Genomic DNA, 17,190 nt, shown 5'->3' on the forward strand with positions numbered 1-17,190 from the left:
ATTACGGAACAACAATCAGCGGGCCACTGGCCGCCCCCGTTGCCCGCCACTGCGGCACATACATAGACTCGACCATCGGAACCGGCACCTGGTAGGTTCCTGGCGTCACGGCACGGGCCAGATAGACCAGCGTGACCGGCTGACCTTCGTTTACCGGCACGGCAGCCACAAAGCGGTCATCGCGGAATTCCATATGCTGAATATCCGCCTGCTGCATCTGGCTGAGCAGGTTCTGCACTTCGCTACCGCTGTCCTGCAGGCTGGCGCTGCTGCTTGCCAGGTTCTGGTTTTCCAGCTCCAGACCCGCAGGGAGGAGATCCACCACCAGCGCATCCGGCACGTTCTGGCTGGCTTTAACTTCCAGCCACACCAGCACCAGTTCGCCGCTCTTCAGGGAAGAGAGCGATTTACTGCTGCCATCGGTTGCCAGGATATGACGTTCAACCTGCAGCACGTTCGAGCTCGGTTGAGGGGCATAGTCAGGGTAACCGGTGCTGTCCAGACGCACCCACAGCGGTGTCGTTCCGGTATTGGTGACCTGCAGCGCGCCAAGCTGGTCGCCGTTCACGTTTTGCACCAGTGACTTATCGCCGCCTGATGCGGTCTCAGACAGAGAGGTTTTCGCCTGCCATGTACCGGACAAGGTTTGCAACGAACGTCCTGCCAGGAACAGCGCGTTGCTCTCCTGCGTTGACAGCCAGCGCTGGCTGAAGGCCTGTTCAGACAGGGCATTCAGCAGCGTATTTTGCGCATCCGGCAGTAGCTTGTACTCCTCGAGAAGAGAGAGCATCAGCGCGTTATCGCGAAGCTGGCTGCCATAATCGGCCATCCAGTTTTTGCTGTCGTTACGCGGCGTTTTAAGTGCCAGGTCCAGCGCCTGCTGGCTGCGCGGCGCATCGCCCATCAGTTTGAGCGCCATGCCCAGCTGCATCAGCGGCAGACCGGAAGCCGCCTGTCCGTGACGATCCCAGATTTCACGCAGCGCGCCCAGCGGCGCTTTTTGCTGACGTGCCAGTACCAGTGCGGCATAGGCCTGCACAGCGAACTTGCTGGCTTGAGTATCGTCGCTGTAGCGAATGGACATCATGCCCGGATCCTGCAGATAGCGCAGCAGGCGGCTATTGGCGTTATTCACTGCATCGGCAGGCACGCTGTAACCCTGCTCGCCCGCGCGCACCAGGAAGTCGGTCACGTAGGCCGTCAGCCAGTACTCTTCCGGACCGTTTTTATCCCACAGCGCGAACCCGCCGTCTTCACGCTGCATCTGCAGCAGACGGGAGATGCCAATATCAATCGCTGCACGGCGCTTGTCATCGGTGTCGCCCTTGATGCCAAGTGCAGTAAGCTGCGCCGCGTTGGTGTAGAGCGACGGGAACAGTCCGCTGGTGGTTTGCTCCAGGCATCCGTACGGATAGGCCTGCAGTTCGCGAATATAGCGCGCCAGGTTGAGCGGTGGTTTACCGCTCAGCAGCAGTTGCCCCTGCAGGGTGGCAGGAGAGAAACCTTTGCTGTGTTGCACCGGTGCGGTCCAGGATTCGCCAGGGTTCAGCATGGCACCGGTATTGACCGTCTGCGCCGGGAACGCCGGACGCACGCCGATTTTCCAGCTCTTCTGCTGCGGGGCGAAGGTCTCGCCCGGAAGCTGCAGGCCGGTCACCTGCGCGGTCACTTCACCGTCACCATAACCGTCCAGTGCGCGCACCGGAATAAACAGCGTGCTGCGCGCACCTGGCGGCAACTGAACCGGCTGCGGCTGTGCGCCTTCCAGCACCAGTTTGCCGGTAGAGGTCAGGGCAACGTTCAGCGTTTGCGGCTTGTCGGTCAGGTTGGTGATATCCAGCGTCAGTCGCGAGGTATCTCCGCTTGCCAGGAAGCGCGGGGTATTCAGCTCGGTAATGACCGGCGCGGCCACAATAACCTTGCTTTCACTGCTGCCGAAATCGTCTTCCGTCCAGGCCTGCGCCATCAGACGCAGCTCGCCGTTGAAATCACCAATCGGCAGTGTAATCGTGCCTTCCCCGTTGGCATCCAGCGTGACCGGCTGCGCCTGCTGGGCAATGATGGTGACGTGGTTCACCGGCGGTTTGCCGCCACGCTTCAGTTCATCCCCATCGCCACCAAAGCGCAGCGCGGCCAGACGGCCCTGCCCTTCAATGACCTGGCCGTAGATATCATAAATATCCGCGCCGTAGCGCTTCTGACCAAAGAAAGCCTGCCACGGATCCGGCGTGACGTAATCGGTAATGTTCAGCACGCCGCTGTCCACCGCCGAGACCAGAACGTTCACCTTCTGCGGCACGGCCCCCTCTTTCACGCTGGCTTTCACCTTCACCGAGAGCGTCTGGTTTGGACGCATCTTCTGCGGGTTATCAAGCGCAATATTCAGGCGGCGATTTTCGTCGCCCATCGGCAGATGAAGCAGGCCAACCGCGCGCTTCGGCGTGGCGGATTTGGATTTATCCCCAGGCCGTACCACCAGCGTACTCAGGTAGAGATCGTGACGTTTCCAGGCTTTGTCGACCGGGATAGCAAGATCAAGCCCGTTTGCCGGTACGTCGATCTCTTTCCACCACAGCGGCCCTTCGCTGGACTCGATCATCGCATAGCCCTTGCCTGCGGCTGGCGCGGCAATGTGCAGGTTGATGGTGTCACCCGGCTGATAGGCTGGCTTATCCAGCTTCAGCGTCACGCGGTCAGGGCGCGCAGCCCCGGTGCCGTCGCTGTTATCCTGCCAGCTATACCCTGCCCAAAAGCGCACGCTGCTGACCATCTCATCAGGCGCTTTCACCTCCAGACGGTATGAACCCCACTCCACCGGGAAGGTGACTTTACCCGTTTCGTCGGCCTTGAGCGTCAGCTCCTGCTCGCCTTCAACCAGGTCTTTCTGATCGAACTGAGACTGCCAGCCTTCGCTCTCAGACCAGTTCCAGAAGTAGTCACGGCGCTCGCGGATCAGGCGAACCTGTAAACCGGACACCGCTTTTTTCGCGCCGCTGGCATCGGCAAAAACGATATCGAAGCTGGCGTTGCCGTTCTCGTCAACAATCGGCTGGTTGACGGTGGTATCGGTGCGGTAGTCGTAAACGGCCTTGCTGGCGAACTGAGGGCGAATACCCGGCAGCTCAGCCGCCGGCCAGATGGCCTGCTCAGCGCGACGCGTTACCGGACGGCCGCCGGACTCCAGCAGGCTGGCCTGCAGGATCAGCTGCAGCGGAGAGTGCACTTCTTTCCACTGGCTTTCGGTAGAAACCTGTCCACGCCCCTGCTCATCCAGCGTAAGCTGCACCTCATCCAGGCTGCGGCTCAGGTTCTCCTCGGCGATATCGCCAAACTGGAAGCCCGGCAGCGCTGCCACCGCGTCACGCAGCGGACGCAGGAAGAGCTGGCCCTGCAGAGAATTACCGTTGGCCGGAGCGCCATACAGGTAATAGCCCACCACGTTAAAGTCCACGTTATCCTGCGGTGAAACCGGCGTTTTTTGTCCGCTCAGGTTGAGCGCCATGCGCTCTGGCATGAAGTCTTCGACGTGGAAGTCCCACAGGCGCTGCAGGTTATCGCCGGTGTTGGCGCGGATATGCCACATACCGGTCTGCGCCCCGCTGTCCAGCGGATAGTTGAAGCGATAGAGACCGTTCTCTGGCTTGACGACAATCGTACGCGCGATCTGTCCATCCGGACGCAGCACGTCGAGCTTCACAGGCTGATCCGGAAGTGGCTTACCGTCACTGTCGCGCAGCAGACCGTTGAGGATCACCGTTTCACCCGGGCGGTAGAGATCGCGTGGGCCAAACATAAAGAACTGCTTGCTGTAGCCCGGGCTCCCCGCGATATCAAACTCCGCCAGATCAAGAGCCGGCAGCTTGAGATCGAGCAGCGTGGTCTGGCCATCTTTACTGGCCAGGATCAGCGCGGCCTCTTTGTCGGTCTCAAGCTTTGCGTGGCCATCGCCGTCGCTTTTCGCTTCGGCAAGCGTCTGCCCTTTGTCGTTCAACAGGGTGACGGTGACGCCGGACTGCGCCGCACCGTTTTCCAGGCTCTGGGTGAAGATGTCCAGGCGGTTGTGATAACGGTGAGCGGACAGTCCAATATCGCTTAAGGTAAAGAGCGTCGCGGCGTTGCTGTAGTTGTAGTGCCCGGCCTGGTTCATGACCGCAATATAAACGCCAGACTGCTGGAGAGGTTTAATATCCTTCAGAGGCAGCAGCAATTTTTCCCGCGTATTGCGCGCCGGATTAAGATCGAATCGACCGGTGTAAACCAGCTCCGCCATCTTCAGCAGGTTATCGGACTCCCAGTTGGTCAGCGAGTTACGGTACTCCCACTGGCTGACAAGAGAGGCCAGCGATTCCGGCTTCACGCGGTAGAAGTTGACGTCAACATTGTTGACGTTGAGCGCCATCACCGGCAGACCTTCCACCACCTTACCCGGCAGCAGCGAGCCGCGGCTGGCAAAACCAACGGTGGGTTCAACGTCCCGGGTGGTCAGGGCTTTCTCATAATCAATGCCGAACGTCGCCTTGTTCAGCGCCTGCAGGCCCCGTTCAACGGTGACGACCAGGTTGCGGTTGGGCTCAAGATGGCGCAGGCGAAGCTCTTTCAGGTTAGGCGCAAGTTCCCACGCCCCGTCAACCTTGCCGCTTTTTTTATCCACGACGTGCACGGTTTTCGCGAAATCCTGATCGGGATTCAGCGGAACCGAGAATGTCAGCACCAGCGTGGCGGCACCGTCGAGCTGAACTTCAGAGGTATCCAGCAGGGTCAGCGCTTTTCCCTGGCTCTGGGCGGCGAGCTTAGCCAGCGTTTCAGCATTTGGCTTTTCCGCGGCTTTCGGTGTGGATGCGGTGGATGCCGCGGGAGCCGCAGCATGAGATTTATCGTCGCTGTTATCACAGCCGACAAGCGTAAACGTGGTAAGCAGCGCAAGAGAGAGCGCGGCTAAGCGAAACGGTTTCATCCTTTGTCCCTGGCCCATGGAGCCTGTTGGTCGTCGTCCGGATAAGTATTATCCGCAAGTTTCATTAATTCAAAAAGTCCAATTTTAGAATCTGGAAAGCGCCTCGCAGAATGGCAACACACCGCTACGCCGTGATGGAACCGCGATCACAGCACATAACGTCACATGTAACCTTTTACGTCATTTGTTTTTAAAACAAGAAGATAGCTGGATAAGCGCGCCTGAAGACTGCTAGTTTTATGACCATGACGCACCCCGAGTGCGCGGTTCAATAAGAGAGAAAGCCATGAAACGAGCCGTGAACGCCCTACAAAATTTCGGAAAATCATTGTACGGACCGGTACTTATCTTACCGATCGTCGGTCTGTTTATCGCCTTTGGTAACGTGCTGGGTAACGGTAATCTCGCGGAGTATCTGCCGTTTCTTGGCCATCCCCTGATTCAGCATATTGGTCAGCTTATCGCGAAATCTGCCGTGTCGGTGCTGGTGAACCTGGCGCTGGTGTTTGCCGTAGGGATCCCGATTGGTCTGGCGACGCGCGATAAAGGCTATGCCGCGCTGATTGGTCTGGTGACCTTTGTCGTATTCATCAACGCCATGAACGTCACGCTGCAGCTGCAGGGCGCGCTGGCGCCAGCTGCTCAGATGAAAGCGGCCGGACAAACCATGGTGCTGGGCGTGCAGGTGCTGGAGATGGGCGTTTTTGCCGGGATCCTGACCGGTGCGCTCTCCGGCTATCTGTACAACAAATACTCCGGCGTACAGTTTAACGGCGCGATGGCGATTTACTCCGGCCACTGTTTTGTCGCTATCGTCATGCTCCCCGTCTCCATGCTGCTCGGTGTGGTGATGAGCGAACTGTGGCCGTTTGCCCAGCACGGCATTAGCACCCTGGCGCTGGCCATCAAAGGCTCCGGGCCGTTTGGCGTGGCAATCTACGGTTTCCTGGAACGCATTCTGGTCCCCACCGGACTGCACCATCTGGTTTATACGCCGTTCCTCTATACCGAGCTGGGCGGCACGCAGGAGGTGTGCGGCGCGACCTATCAGGGCGCGCGCAATATCTACTTCGCCGAGATGGCCTGCCCGGACGTGAAGCAGCTCAGCAGCACCGTGGTGTGGGATGCGCGCGGCATCAGCAAGATGTTCGGCCTGCCTGCCGCCGCGCTGGCGATGTATATGACTGCCAGGCCAGAGCGTAAAGCGGCGGCCAAAGCGATTCTGATCCCGGCGGCGCTGACCTCGCTGCTGGTCGGCGTCACCGAGCCGATTGAATTCTCCTTCCTGTTCGTCGCCCCGCTGCTGTTCGTGGTGCACGCGGTGCTGACCGGCATCGGCATGATGCTGTTCTCCCTGCTGGGCGTTCACGCCATCGGCGCCAACGGGATTATCGACTTCATCCTCTACAACCTGCCGCTCGGCACGGAGAAGTCCAACTGGCCGATGTACATCCTGGTCGGGCTGATCATGTTCGCCCTCTACTTCGTGGTGTTCCGCTTCCTGATCCTGCGCTTCAACATGAAAACGCCGGGCCGTGAAGATGAGGACCAGGAGACGCGCCTCTACAGCAAGCAGGAGTACCAGGCGAAGGGCAATAACGACGATCTGGGCGAGTCCATCGTGGTGGGGCTGGGCGGCCGGGAAAATATTGAAGTGGTGGACAACTGCTACACCCGCTTACGCGTCACGGTAAAGGACGTCGCCATTATCGACGAGCCGCGTCTGAAGACGACCGGCGCGAAAGGGATTATCAAACAAGGTAACAACGTTCAGGTGGTCTATGGGCTGCATGTCAAAAAAATGCGAGAAGCCGTTGAGACGTTTCTCTGAAAGGAGCTAAAGATGTTTACACCCCCATTCATTCTGTCGATTGCCGGCGGCGGCAGCACCTACACGCCGGGCATTGTGAAAAGCCTGATGGTGCGCCTCCAGGATTTCCCGCTGGCCGAAATTCGCCTGTACGATATCGACGAGGCGCGTCAGAACACCATTGCGCCCGTCGTCGAGAAGGTCATTCGCGACCACAGTCAGCACATCAAATTTACCGTCACCAGCGACCCGGAAGTGGCCTTCAGCGGCGCCCATTTCGTCTTTGCCCAGATGCGCGTCGGTCAGTATAAGATGCGCGAGCAGGATGAGAAGATCCCGCTGCGTCACGGCGTGGTGGGCCAGGAAACGTGCGGCCCCGGCGGGCTGGCCTACGGCCTGCGCACGATCCTGCCGATGGTGGAGCTTATCGATCTGGTCGATCGCTACGCGCATGAAAAAGCCTGGATCGTGAACTACTCCAACCCGGCGGCGATCGTCGCGGAGGGCGTGCGCCGTCTGCGGCCAAATGCGCGGGTGCTGAACATCTGCGATATGCCGGTGGCCGCCATGCGCAATATGGGGGCGATTCTGGGTGTCGATCGCCGCAGGCTGGAAGTGGACTACTTCGGCCTGAACCACTTCGGCTGGTTTACCCGCGTGCTGGTGGACGGCGAAGACAAGCTCCCGGCGCTGCGTAAGCATATCGCTAAGTTTGGCCTGCTGACGGAAGATGCGGCTAAAACCGATCCGCAGCATTCTGACCCCTCCTGGGTGAAAACCTGGCGCAACATCAAGCCGATCATGGACAATTTCCCCGAGTATCTGCCGAACCCGTATCTGCAGTATTACCTGATGCCGAACCAGATTGTGGCGCACCAGAACCCGGACTATACCCGCGCTAATGAAGTGATGGACGGGCGCGAGAAAAAGCTGTTCGCCGCCGCTGAAGAATATCAACGCACCGGAATTTTACCGGATGCCTTCCATGTGGGCGTCCACGGCGAGTTTATCGTCGATGTGGCCTGCTCGCTGGCCTTTAACCTGCGAAGCCGCCATCTGGTGATGGTGGAAAACCGCGGGGCGATTACCAACCTGCCGTACGATGCGGTGGTGGAAGTTCCCGCTTATATCACCTCCGAGGGCCCGGAACCGATCCGCATCGGTCAGGTGCCGCTATTCCATCAGACCCTTTTGCAACAGCAGCTCGCCTCTGAACAGCTGCTGGTGGAGGCGACTATCGAAGGCAGCTATGAGAAAGCCCTGCAGGCATTCACCCTCAACCGCACCGTGCCGACCATGGAACATGCAAAAGCCATTCTGGATGAGATGATTGAGGCCAACCGCGACTACTGGCCAGCGCTGCAAAAAGCCTGGCAGGACGGCGAACCGGTGAAAAAATAGGGGCTTGCTCGCGAGTTGAACGTGGTTTGCTTGTCGGTGTCAGAAAAAACACCGACAATCCTTTTTTACGGAAAAGAATGGAGGCAACCCATGTCCACCTCATATTTTGTCGCTGCCGACTGGCTGATTGAGCACGGCGACGATCCGGAAGTTCAGATTATCGACGCGCGTATGGCCCCTCCGGGACAAGAGCATCGTGACGTGCCCGGTGAATACCGTGCCGGGCATCTGCCGGGTGCGGTATTTTTTGATATTGAAGCCCTCTCCGATCACACCTCTCCCCTGCCGCACATGCTGCCGCGCCCGGAAGCGTTTTCAGTGGCGATGCGCGAGCTGGGGATCAGCAAAGACAAACACCTCGTTGTCTATGATGAAGGTAACCTCTTCTCCGCGCCGCGCGCGTGGTGGATGCTGAAAAACTTCGGCGTGGAAAAAGTCTCGATTCTTGCCGGCGGGCTGGCGGGCTGGAAGCGCGACGAGCTGCCGCTTCAGCAGGGCGACGTAACGCTGCCGGAAGGTGAATTCGACGCGACCTTTGACACCCATGTGGTAAAACGCCTGACCGACGTGCTGGTCGTGAGCCATGAAAAAACGGCGCAAATCGTCGATGCCCGCCCTGCTCCACGCTTCAATGCCCAAGCGGATGAACCGCGTCCGGGGCTGAAGCGTGGACATATTCCGGGCGCGCTGAACGTGCCGTGGGGCGACCTGGTGTTTGAGGGCGAGCTGAAAACCACCGACGAGCTGCGCGCCATTTTTGACCGTGCTGGCGTGGATTTACATCGTCCGATTATTGCCAGCTGCGGCTCCGGCGTCACAGCCTGCGTGGCGATCCTGGCGCTCGCCACGCTCGGCGTAAACGACGTCACGCTCTACGACGGCGCCTGGAGCGAATGGGGTGCGCGAGACGATCTGCCTGTCGAACCCGCGAAATAATGGATAACCGCCTGGCCACGCTGTTAACGCGCGGGGCATCGCTGACCCGCGCGGAGTATCGCGTCCTCGCCCACCTCACGGAGCATCCGCTGCTGGTGGGCAACATCACAGTGCGAGAGCTTGCTCAGGAGACGTTTGTTTCTACCGCCACCATCATGCGGCTGTGCCAGAAGCTGGGGTTCAGCGGCTTTAGCGAGTTTATCTGGCACTGCAAGCAGTTGCTCTCCGACACGCCGCATATTGCCGTTCAGGGGCAATCGCGTCCTGAACTCCCGGTGCTGTTTAATCAGTTTATCGCCAACTATCAGCACACCTTTCAGTGGGTCACGCAGGAGAAGCGACAGCAGTTTGCCGATCTGCTGCGCCAGAAAGAGAGCTTCTTTCTCTACGGGGCTGGGTTTTCCTATCTCTTTGCGGAGTACCTGACCAAGAAGCTACAGGTGCTGGGCAAAACGGCGTTTATCTCCGGGCCGGGGGACAGCCGGAATATTTTCCTCAGCAACGCCGCGCGCTATCAGGTGTTTATTGCCGTCTCGCGCAGTGGCGAAACGGAGCAGGTGCTGGATAAAGCGCGGATTGCCAAAAACGTCGGCATGACCATCGTCGCGTTTACCCGCGCCTCGGCCAACACGCTGGCGGAGATGGCCGACGTTCACTTTGCGCTCTATGACGAAGCGGTACACTACGCCGCCGAAGCCGCAGGGGTGACGTCGTTTGAGTCGAATCTGGTGCTGCTGATGGATTTACTGCTGCTGGAAGCAACGGGGTGACATTCACCCCGCCGTAATCAGATGATGCGGTTGGTTTTGAGATCGCGCAGGAAGCCGCCCCAGCGACGCTCGTAGAATGGGGTGATGTGCTCGGTAATAAAGTGGCTGATGCCCTTCTCACCGTTTTTCACCTGACAGATATCAATCGGCTCATCGCCCGGTAGCGTGTCGGTCGCCACGCTGCCCGCCGCCTGAACGATCTCGTCGAAATCGCCATCGGCTTCAATACCGATCAACAGCACCGGCTTTTCGTCCGCGCGCTCTTTGATAGAGCAGAGAAACGCGCGCCTGACGGGCTTGAGCGTTTTGAACAGCGTCGTCAGGGAATCAATCATCTGCGCGGGCGGCTCGGCCACCTCAGACAGCAGCAGCGTTTCGCCCCCTTCAAGCACTTCCTGGGTGCTGAGTGGGTTGCCCTCTTCACCTATCAGGTGGCTGATTTCACGCGGCGTGAACTCTTTCCCGGTCGGCAATTTAGCGTTGAGGAACAGCGTCTGGCCCAGCGTCATTTCAAACAGGGTACGCACCGGCATTACCACGAACGCCTGTTCGTCTTCTACCGCTTCCTGCAGGGCTTCCAGCGAAGTAAAGAACGGGATCACCGACGTGCCGTCATCTTTCTCCCAGTGCAGCAGATCCAGCGCGCTGTCTTCGACAACCTGCTCACCTTCCGCCGCGGTGCCCGGCACCCAGACGGTGGATTCCAGCAGCGTGCGGAAAAAAGCCGGACGGTGGGCGGGCTCGGTCGCAGCCTGCTCCAGCAGGGTTTCTAATTCGTTTTTGGTATCTGACATAGTTTGGCTACTTCAAAAAACGCCGGGTGGCGCTTCGCTTACCCGGCCTACAAAACCGTAGGCCCGTGCAAGCGCAGCGCCGCCGGGCAATATGATGACTCCGAAGGCGCGCGTAAGCGTAGCGCCACCCGGCTAAAAAGATTACTCAGCCGTCAGCAGGTTCGCCACGGTACGCACACCCAGACCGGTTGCGCCCGCAGACCACTGCTCAACCGCGGCTTTACGATACGTTGCGGAGCAGTCGATGTGCAGCCAGCCTTCATGATAATTCTCAACGAAGTGAGACAGGAAGCCTGCCGCGGTGCTTGCTCCCGCCGGGTACGCCGCGCTGGCGGTATTGTTCAGCTCGGCAAAATTGGACGGCAGCTGGCTGCGGTGGAACTCGGCCAGCGGCAGACGCCAGAACGGTTCATTTTCAGCAGCGGCGCTGGCCAGCAGGCGAGCGGCCAGCTTGTCGTCGAAGCTGAACAGCGCATGGTAGTCGTTACCCAGCGCGGTTTTCGCCGCGCCGGTCAGGGTCGCCATATCGATAATCAGCTCTGGCTTCTGGGCAGACGCGTCGATCAGGCCATCGGCCAGCACCAGACGGCCTTCGGCGTCGGTGTTCATCACTTCGACGTTTTTGCCGTTGCGATAGCGAATGATGTCGCCCAGCTTGAAGGCGTTACCGCTCACCATGTTGTCCGCGCAGCACAGGTACAGCTTCACGCGCTTGTTCAGACCGCGGGTAATCGCAAACGCCAGCGCGCCGGTGATGGTGGCCGCGCCGCCCATGTCGGACTTCATGGAGTCCATGAACGCGCTCTGCTTCAGGCTGTAGCCGCCGGTGTCGAAAGTGATGCCTTTACCTACCAGGCAGGCAAAGACAGGAGCGTCTTTATCGCCGGTTGGGTTGTAGTCCAGCGCCAGCAGCACCGGTGGACGCTCAGAACCACGGCCCACGGTATGGATACCCATGTAGTTCTGCTCGCGCAGGTCTTCACCCTTGGTGATGCGGTAGGACATCTTGTCGCCCGCCACGCCGCACAGCAGGTCAACCGCGCGCTGCGCCAGCTGCTCAGGGCCTAACTCTTCCGCCGGGGCGTTGATGGTGTCGCGCACCCAGTCGATAATTTGCAGGCGGCTTTCAAGCTCTTTCTGACCAGCGGCATCAAGGTTTGCCCACTCAATTTTGCGGGTGCCTTTCGGGCCTTTGTAGCCTGCCCAGAATGCCCAGCTGCGGTCGGTGTCCCAGCCTTCGCCTTCCAGGGAGACATGCTTAATGCCCAGGCCATCAATTTTACGCGCGGCGCGCTGGATCAGGCCCAAATCATCGTTGCCCGTCAGGTGCAGGGTAATACCGTCGTTGTTGATGCTGTAGCTGGCTTTCTCGCCCCAGCGCGCGTCGGCGGGCTGCGTAGAGAGCGTAATCTTCATCGCTTCGGTCATTTTATTTTTCCTTATTAGCAACTAGCAAACGGGCCGCCTGAAGGCAGCCCGTTTTGTTATTTATTCTGCTTCATCTAACCAGACTAACAGAATCGCCTCCAGAATTTTTTCATTGGATGCGTTTGGATCGTCGTCGAAATCCTCTAAATCGCAGATCCACTGGTGCATGTCGGTGAATCGTACGGTCTTCGGATCGAGATCCGGGTTCGCGTCGTAGAGCGCTTCGCCGATTTCACGGCTGTCTGTCCACTTCAGTCCCATATCAATGCTCGCGTGCGTGGTTGATGGTGTAGCGTGGGAACTCCACGACCAGATCTTCATCAGTCACCGCAGCCTGGCAGCTTAAGCGGCTGTCTGGCTCCAGACCCCATGCTTTATCCAGCATGTCGTCTTCGTCTTCGGTGCTCTCGGCGAGAGAGTCAAAACCTTCACGCACGATGCAGTGGCAGGTGGTGCAGGCACAGGATTTTTCACAGGCGTGTTCCACTTCGATACCTGCACGCAGGGCAACATCGAGAATGGTTTCACCGGTCTTCGCTTCCAGAACAGCGCCATCCGGACAGAGGTCCGCATGAGGCAAAATTACAATCTTTGGCATATTAAACCTCGTCCACGGACTGGCCTTTCAGCGCGACGCGGACAGATTTGTCCATGCGGCGAGCAGCAAAGTCCTGGGTTTGTTTATCAACGTTTTTAATGGCTTCTTCTATTGCGTCAGAGTCATTGCCTTCAGCGACCACGCTTAAGCGCGCGGCGGCTTCGTCAATCACCTGACGCTCAGCGGCGCTGAGCAGCGCGGCGTCGGCAGCGAGCGCGCCGGTCAGGCTCTCCAGCACGCGTGCGGCTTCAACTTTCTGTTCGGCCAGCATACGCGCCTTCACATCCTGCTCGGCGTAGCTCATTGAGTCCTGAATCATAGAGGCGATTTCGCCATCGGTCAGGCCGTAGGACGGCTTCACCTGGATGGACGATTCCACGCCGGTGGATTTTTCCATCGCCGTGACGCTCAGCAGGCCGTCGGCATCCACCTGGAAGGTGACGCGAATATGCGCCCCGCCCGCAGGCAGCGCCGGGATACCGCGCAGCGCAAAGCGCGCCAGAGAGCGGCAGTCCTGCACCAGCTCGCGTTCGCCCTGCATTACGTGGATGGACATCGCGGTCTGGCCGTCTTTGAAGGTGGTAAACTCCTGCGCGCGCGCCACCGGAATGGTGGTGTTACGCGGGATCACTTTCTCCACAAGGCCGCCCATGGTTTCTAACCCCAGCGACAGCGGGATGACGTCCAGCAGCAGCATTTCGCTGTCCGGCTTGTTGCCGACCAGAATATCGGCCTGGATTGCGGCGCCCACGGCAACCACTTTGTCCGGGTCGATGGAAGTCAGCGGCGTGCGGCCAAAGAATTCGCCCACGCGCTCGCGCACCAGCGGCACGCGGGTCGAACCGCCTACCATGACCACTTCCAGCACCTCGTTCGCCTCAACGCCCGCATCTTTCAATGCGCGACGGCAGGCCAGCAGGGTGCGTTTCACCAGCGGGGCAATCAGATCGCTGAACTGGTCGCGGGTGATGTCACCCTGCCAGCCCGCAACGTTTACGGTAACCGTCTGCGCATCGCTCAGGGCGATTTTGGCGTCAATAGCCGCATCCAGCAGCTCGCGCTGTACGCGGGCATCGCTGCGATCGCTGATGCCCGCCTGCTCGCGAATGTAGTCCGCCAGCAGATGGTCGAAGTCATCGCCACCCAGCGCGGAATCCCCGCCGGTTGCCAGCACTTCAAATACCCCACGGCTCAGGCGCAGGATTGAGATATCAAAGGTACCGCCGCCGAGATCGTAAACCGCAATGACCCCTTCCTGACCGGAGTCGAGGCCGTAGGCAATCGCCGCCGCCGTCGGTTCGTTCAGCAGACGCAGCACGTGCAGGCCCGCCAGACGCGCGGCGTCTTTGGTGCCCTGACGCTGTGCATCGTCAAAGTACGCAGGAACGGTGATCACCACGCCGTCCAGGTCGCCGCCGAGCGTTGCCGTAGCGCGCTCCGCCAGCGCTTTGAGAATGTCAGCAGAAACACGAATCGGGTTCAGCAGACCGGCCGCGGTCGCGATCATCGGCAGGCCGTTTTCACTGGCCTGCAGCTGATACGGCAGATGCGGGTAGCGGGTCTGAATATCGGCCAGCGAGCGGCCCATCATGCGCTTGACGGAGCTGATGGTGTTGGCCGGATCGCGCGCGGCGTTGGCGCGGGCGTCATAGCCGACCGCGTGACCCTGCTGCTGGTAGTGGACCACGGAAGGCAGCAGATGGCGGCCCTGCTCGTCAGCCAGCGTTTCCGCCTGGCCGCTGCGCACGGTCGCCACGAGGGAATTGGTGGTGCCCAGGTCAATACCCACCGCCAGACGACGCTGGTGCGGTGCGGCACTTAAGCCAGGCTCACTAATTTGTAATAAGGCCATAATTGCTTCCGAAATTAAAAATCGAGCAGCTTTTCTTCGAGTTGTTCAGCACTGCTTCGCAGTTTATCGAGAAAACGGAGTTTGCGCACAGTATCTGCCGCCACGTCCCAGGTCTCGTTGTTCAGTTGCTCCACCATCTGCTGATGGCGGGTATCGAACATGCCCTTCACGCGCGTAATAAAGCTTTCCAGACGCGCTTCGTCTTTGGCCTGTTCAATCTCATCGAGCTCTTCACGAAGCTCCAGTTGCTCCATCAGAAATGCCGTGTCGCGCACGGTGTGCTGTTCGCTCGCCAGATCAAAACCGTGGAGCGAGAGCAGATACTCAGCGCGCGCCAGCGGATGGCGCAGCGTCTGCCAGGCCTGGTTGATGGTCGCAGAGTGCGATACCGCAGCCAGCTGTTCTGCCTGAGTACCGCTCGCGAATTTGTCCGGATGGTACTGACGCTGAAGATCCTGAAAGCGGATCGTCAGCACCTGGAGATCAATCGGGTATTGAGCGGGAAGTCCGAAGAGAGTGAAGTAATCCATAACAATCTCAGGGGTAGCCTGTTATAACAAACCCCACGCGCAGCGGGTACGCCACGGTGGGGTTTCGGATGACGCGCGGTTAAACGTGGAAGCTTTCGCCGCAACCACACTCGTCTTTGACGTTCGGGTTCGTGAATTTAAACCCTTCGTTCAGGCCTTCTTTAACGAAGTCCAGCTGAGTGCCGTTGAGGAATTGCAGGCTTTTGCCATCGACCACCACCTTCACGCCCTTGTCTTCAAACACGGTGTCGTCAGACGCCGGTTCGTCAACAAACTCCAGTACGTAAGCCATACCAGAACAGCCGGAGGTACGTACGCCCAGTCGCAGGCCAAAGCCTTTACCACGGTTCGCCAGAAAAGAGCTTACTCGCGCGGCAGCGCTGTCGCTAAGGGTAATCGACATACTCAAACCTCAATTATTTTGCTTCACGTTTGCTTTTGTAATCCGCAATGGCGGCTTTGATCGCGTCTTCTGCCAGAATTGAGCAGTGAATTTTCACCGGTGGCAGTTCGAGTTCTTCAGCAATATCCGTGTTCTTGATTGCCTGTGCTTCGTCCAGAGACTTGCCCTTCACCCATTCGGTGACCAGGGAGCTGGAGGCGATAGCAGAACCGCAGCCGTAGGTCTTGAAGCGCGCGTCTTCAATGATACCTTCATTGTTGACTTTAATCTGCAACTTCATCACGTCGCCACACGCCGGCGCACCGACCATGCCGCTACCGACAGATTCGTCACTGTTGTCAAAAGAGCCAACGTTGCGTGGATTTTCGTAATGATCGATGACTTTTTCGCTGTATGCCATGATTGAATTCTCCTTATGTACCGATTAGTGATGTGACCATTCAATGCTGTTAAGATCCACGCCCTGCTTGAACATTTCCCACAGTGGAGAAAGGTCGCGCAGACGGCCAATGGAGTTGCGAACCAGCTTGATGGTGTAGTCAATCTCTTCTTCGGTAGTGAAACGACCTAAAGAGAAACGGATAGAGCTGTGTGCCAGCTCGTCAGTCATACCCAGCGCGCGCAGCACGTAGGATGGCTCAAGGCTTGCAGAGGTACAGGCAGAACCGGAAGAAACCGCCAGGTCTTTCAGCGCCATGATCAGCGACTCGCCTTCAACATAGTTGAAGCTGACGTTGAGGATGTTCGGTGCGCCCTGCTCGAGATCGCCGTTCAGATACACTTCTTCCATATCTTTCACGCCGTCCCACAGACGGTTACGCAGCGTGCGCAGGCGTGCCATCTCGGTTTCCATCTCTTCTTTTGCAATGCGGTAGGCTTCGCCCATGCCCACGATCTGGTGAACAGGCAGCGTACCGGAACGCATGCCGCGCTCGTGACCGCCACCGTGCATCTGTGCTTCGATGCGGATACGCGGCTTACGACGAACGTACAGCGCGCCAATCCCTTTCGGGCCATAGATTTTGTGGCCGGAGAAGGACATCAGGTCCACTTTCAGCTGGCTCAGGTCGATAGGCAGTTTGCCCACGCTCTGGGTCGCGTCCACGTGGTAGATGATACCGCGCGCGCGGCACATTTCGCCGATGGTCGCGATGTCTTGTACCACGCCGATTTCGTTGTTGACGTGCATGATGGAGACCAGAATGGTGTCATCACGCATGGCCGCGTCGAGCTCTTTCAGGTCGATGATGCCGTTGCTCTGTGGCGCCAGGTAGGTGACTTCATACCCTTCACGCTCCAGCTGACGGCAGGTGTCCAGCACGGCTTTATGTTCGGTTTTGCTGGTGATGATGTGCTTGCCTTTTTTCTGATAAAAGTTGGCTGCACCTTTGATCGCCAGGTTGTCGGATTCGGTCGCACCAGAGGTGAAAACAATCTCACGCGGGTCGGCACCAACCAGGTCAGCAATCTGATTACGGGCGATATCAACCGCCTCTTCAGCATGCCAGCCAAAACGGTGTGAACGGGAAGCTGGGTTACCAAAGTTTCCGTCCAGGGTCAGACACTGCATCATTTTCTCGGCAACACGCGGGTCCACCGGCGTGGTTGCGGAGTAATCGAGATAAATCGGTAATTTCATTGCTCTTTAAACTCCGTACATCGCTTCAATGCAAGGAATCAGGCAACCGGCTGGATGTACGACCGAGTACACGGG

At 58.7% G+C, this 17,190-nt stretch carries 14 protein-coding genes; 4 read left to right on the forward strand and 10 right to left on the reverse strand.

The window, feature by feature from the left end; genetic code table 11:
* Position 1: 1 nt before the first annotated feature.
* The gene (locus tag AC0TN7_RS10755) at positions 2 to 4,954 is read right to left on the reverse strand and encodes an alpha-2-macroglobulin family protein (RefSeq protein ID WP_473702145.1); all 4,953 of its coding nucleotides are present in this window, start codon (positions 4,952 to 4,954) and stop codon (positions 2 to 4) included.
* Between the two features lie 286 nt (positions 4,955 to 5,240).
* Between AC0TN7_RS10755 and AC0TN7_RS10760 the strand changes: the two genes are divergently transcribed.
* From AC0TN7_RS10760 to AC0TN7_RS10775, 4 genes are all read left to right on the forward strand, one after another.
* Positions 5,241 to 6,785 (forward strand): PTS transporter subunit EIIC, encoded by a 1,545-nt coding sequence (locus tag AC0TN7_RS10760; RefSeq protein WP_473702146.1) that lies wholly within the window; start codon positions 5,241 to 5,243, stop codon positions 6,783 to 6,785.
* A 12-nt stretch (positions 6,786 to 6,797) separates the two neighbouring features.
* The gene (locus AC0TN7_RS10765; protein WP_167211940.1) at positions 6,798 to 8,165 is read left to right on the forward strand and encodes a 6-phospho-alpha-glucosidase; all 1,368 of its coding nucleotides are present in this window, start codon (positions 6,798 to 6,800) and stop codon (positions 8,163 to 8,165) included.
* 90 nt (positions 8,166 to 8,255) lie between these two features.
* A complete protein-coding gene (gene sseA / locus AC0TN7_RS10770; RefSeq protein WP_473702147.1) occupies positions 8,256 to 9,101 on the forward strand; it encodes a 3-mercaptopyruvate sulfurtransferase in 846 nt (281 codons plus the stop codon).
* On the forward strand, positions 9,101 to 9,871 hold the full coding sequence (locus tag AC0TN7_RS10775; RefSeq protein ID WP_473702148.1) for a MurR/RpiR family transcriptional regulator: 771 nt from the start codon (positions 9,101 to 9,103) through the stop codon (positions 9,869 to 9,871). The genes sseA and AC0TN7_RS10775 overlap by 1 nt, the downstream gene beginning before the upstream one ends.
* Before the next feature lie 17 nt (positions 9,872 to 9,888).
* Here the strand turns inward: AC0TN7_RS10775 and sseB are convergent, their stop codons facing one another.
* The 9 genes from sseB to iscS form a co-directional block, all read right to left on the reverse strand.
* Positions 9,889 to 10,665, reverse strand: a complete 777-nt coding sequence (gene sseB / locus AC0TN7_RS10780; protein ID WP_032648693.1) for an enhanced serine sensitivity protein SseB — start codon at positions 10,663 to 10,665, stop codon at positions 9,889 to 9,891.
* Positions 10,666 to 10,806: 141 nt separating this feature from the next.
* Positions 10,807 to 12,093: an aminopeptidase PepB gene (gene pepB, locus AC0TN7_RS10785; RefSeq protein ID WP_157189590.1), complete on the reverse strand. Its 1,287-nt coding sequence runs from the start codon at positions 12,091 to 12,093 to the stop codon at positions 10,807 to 10,809.
* Positions 12,094 to 12,153: 60 nt separating this feature from the next.
* Positions 12,154 to 12,354, reverse strand: a complete 201-nt coding sequence (gene iscX / locus AC0TN7_RS10790) for a Fe-S cluster assembly protein IscX (RefSeq protein ID WP_003860650.1) — start codon at positions 12,352 to 12,354, stop codon at positions 12,154 to 12,156.
* Between the two features lies 1 nt (position 12,355).
* Complete coding sequence (fdx, locus tag AC0TN7_RS10795) at positions 12,356 to 12,691, reverse strand: ISC system 2Fe-2S type ferredoxin (RefSeq protein ID WP_003860652.1); 336 nt, start codon at positions 12,689 to 12,691, stop codon at positions 12,356 to 12,358.
* 1 nt (position 12,692) lies between these two features.
* Complete coding sequence (gene hscA, locus AC0TN7_RS10800) at positions 12,693 to 14,543, reverse strand: Fe-S protein assembly chaperone HscA (protein ID WP_473702149.1); 1,851 nt, start codon at positions 14,541 to 14,543, stop codon at positions 12,693 to 12,695.
* Between the two features lie 14 nt (positions 14,544 to 14,557).
* On the reverse strand, positions 14,558 to 15,073 hold the full coding sequence (gene hscB / locus AC0TN7_RS10805) for a co-chaperone HscB (protein ID WP_223561220.1): 516 nt from the start codon (positions 15,071 to 15,073) through the stop codon (positions 14,558 to 14,560).
* A 79-nt stretch (positions 15,074 to 15,152) separates the two neighbouring features.
* Positions 15,153 to 15,476, reverse strand: coding sequence for an iron-sulfur cluster assembly protein IscA (gene iscA / locus AC0TN7_RS10810; protein WP_003860659.1), 324 nt, complete (start codon positions 15,474 to 15,476; stop codon positions 15,153 to 15,155).
* 13 nt (positions 15,477 to 15,489) lie between these two features.
* Complete coding sequence (gene iscU, locus AC0TN7_RS10815; RefSeq protein ID WP_003860661.1) at positions 15,490 to 15,876, reverse strand: Fe-S cluster assembly scaffold IscU; 387 nt, start codon at positions 15,874 to 15,876, stop codon at positions 15,490 to 15,492.
* Positions 15,877 to 15,900: 24 nt separating this feature from the next.
* Positions 15,901 to 17,115, reverse strand: coding sequence for a cysteine desulfurase (iscS, locus tag AC0TN7_RS10820; RefSeq protein ID WP_473702150.1), 1,215 nt, complete (start codon positions 17,113 to 17,115; stop codon positions 15,901 to 15,903).
* Positions 17,116 to 17,190 lie beyond the last annotated feature (75 nt).

This window comes from Enterobacter sp. PL_is511, from assembly GCF_055816065.1.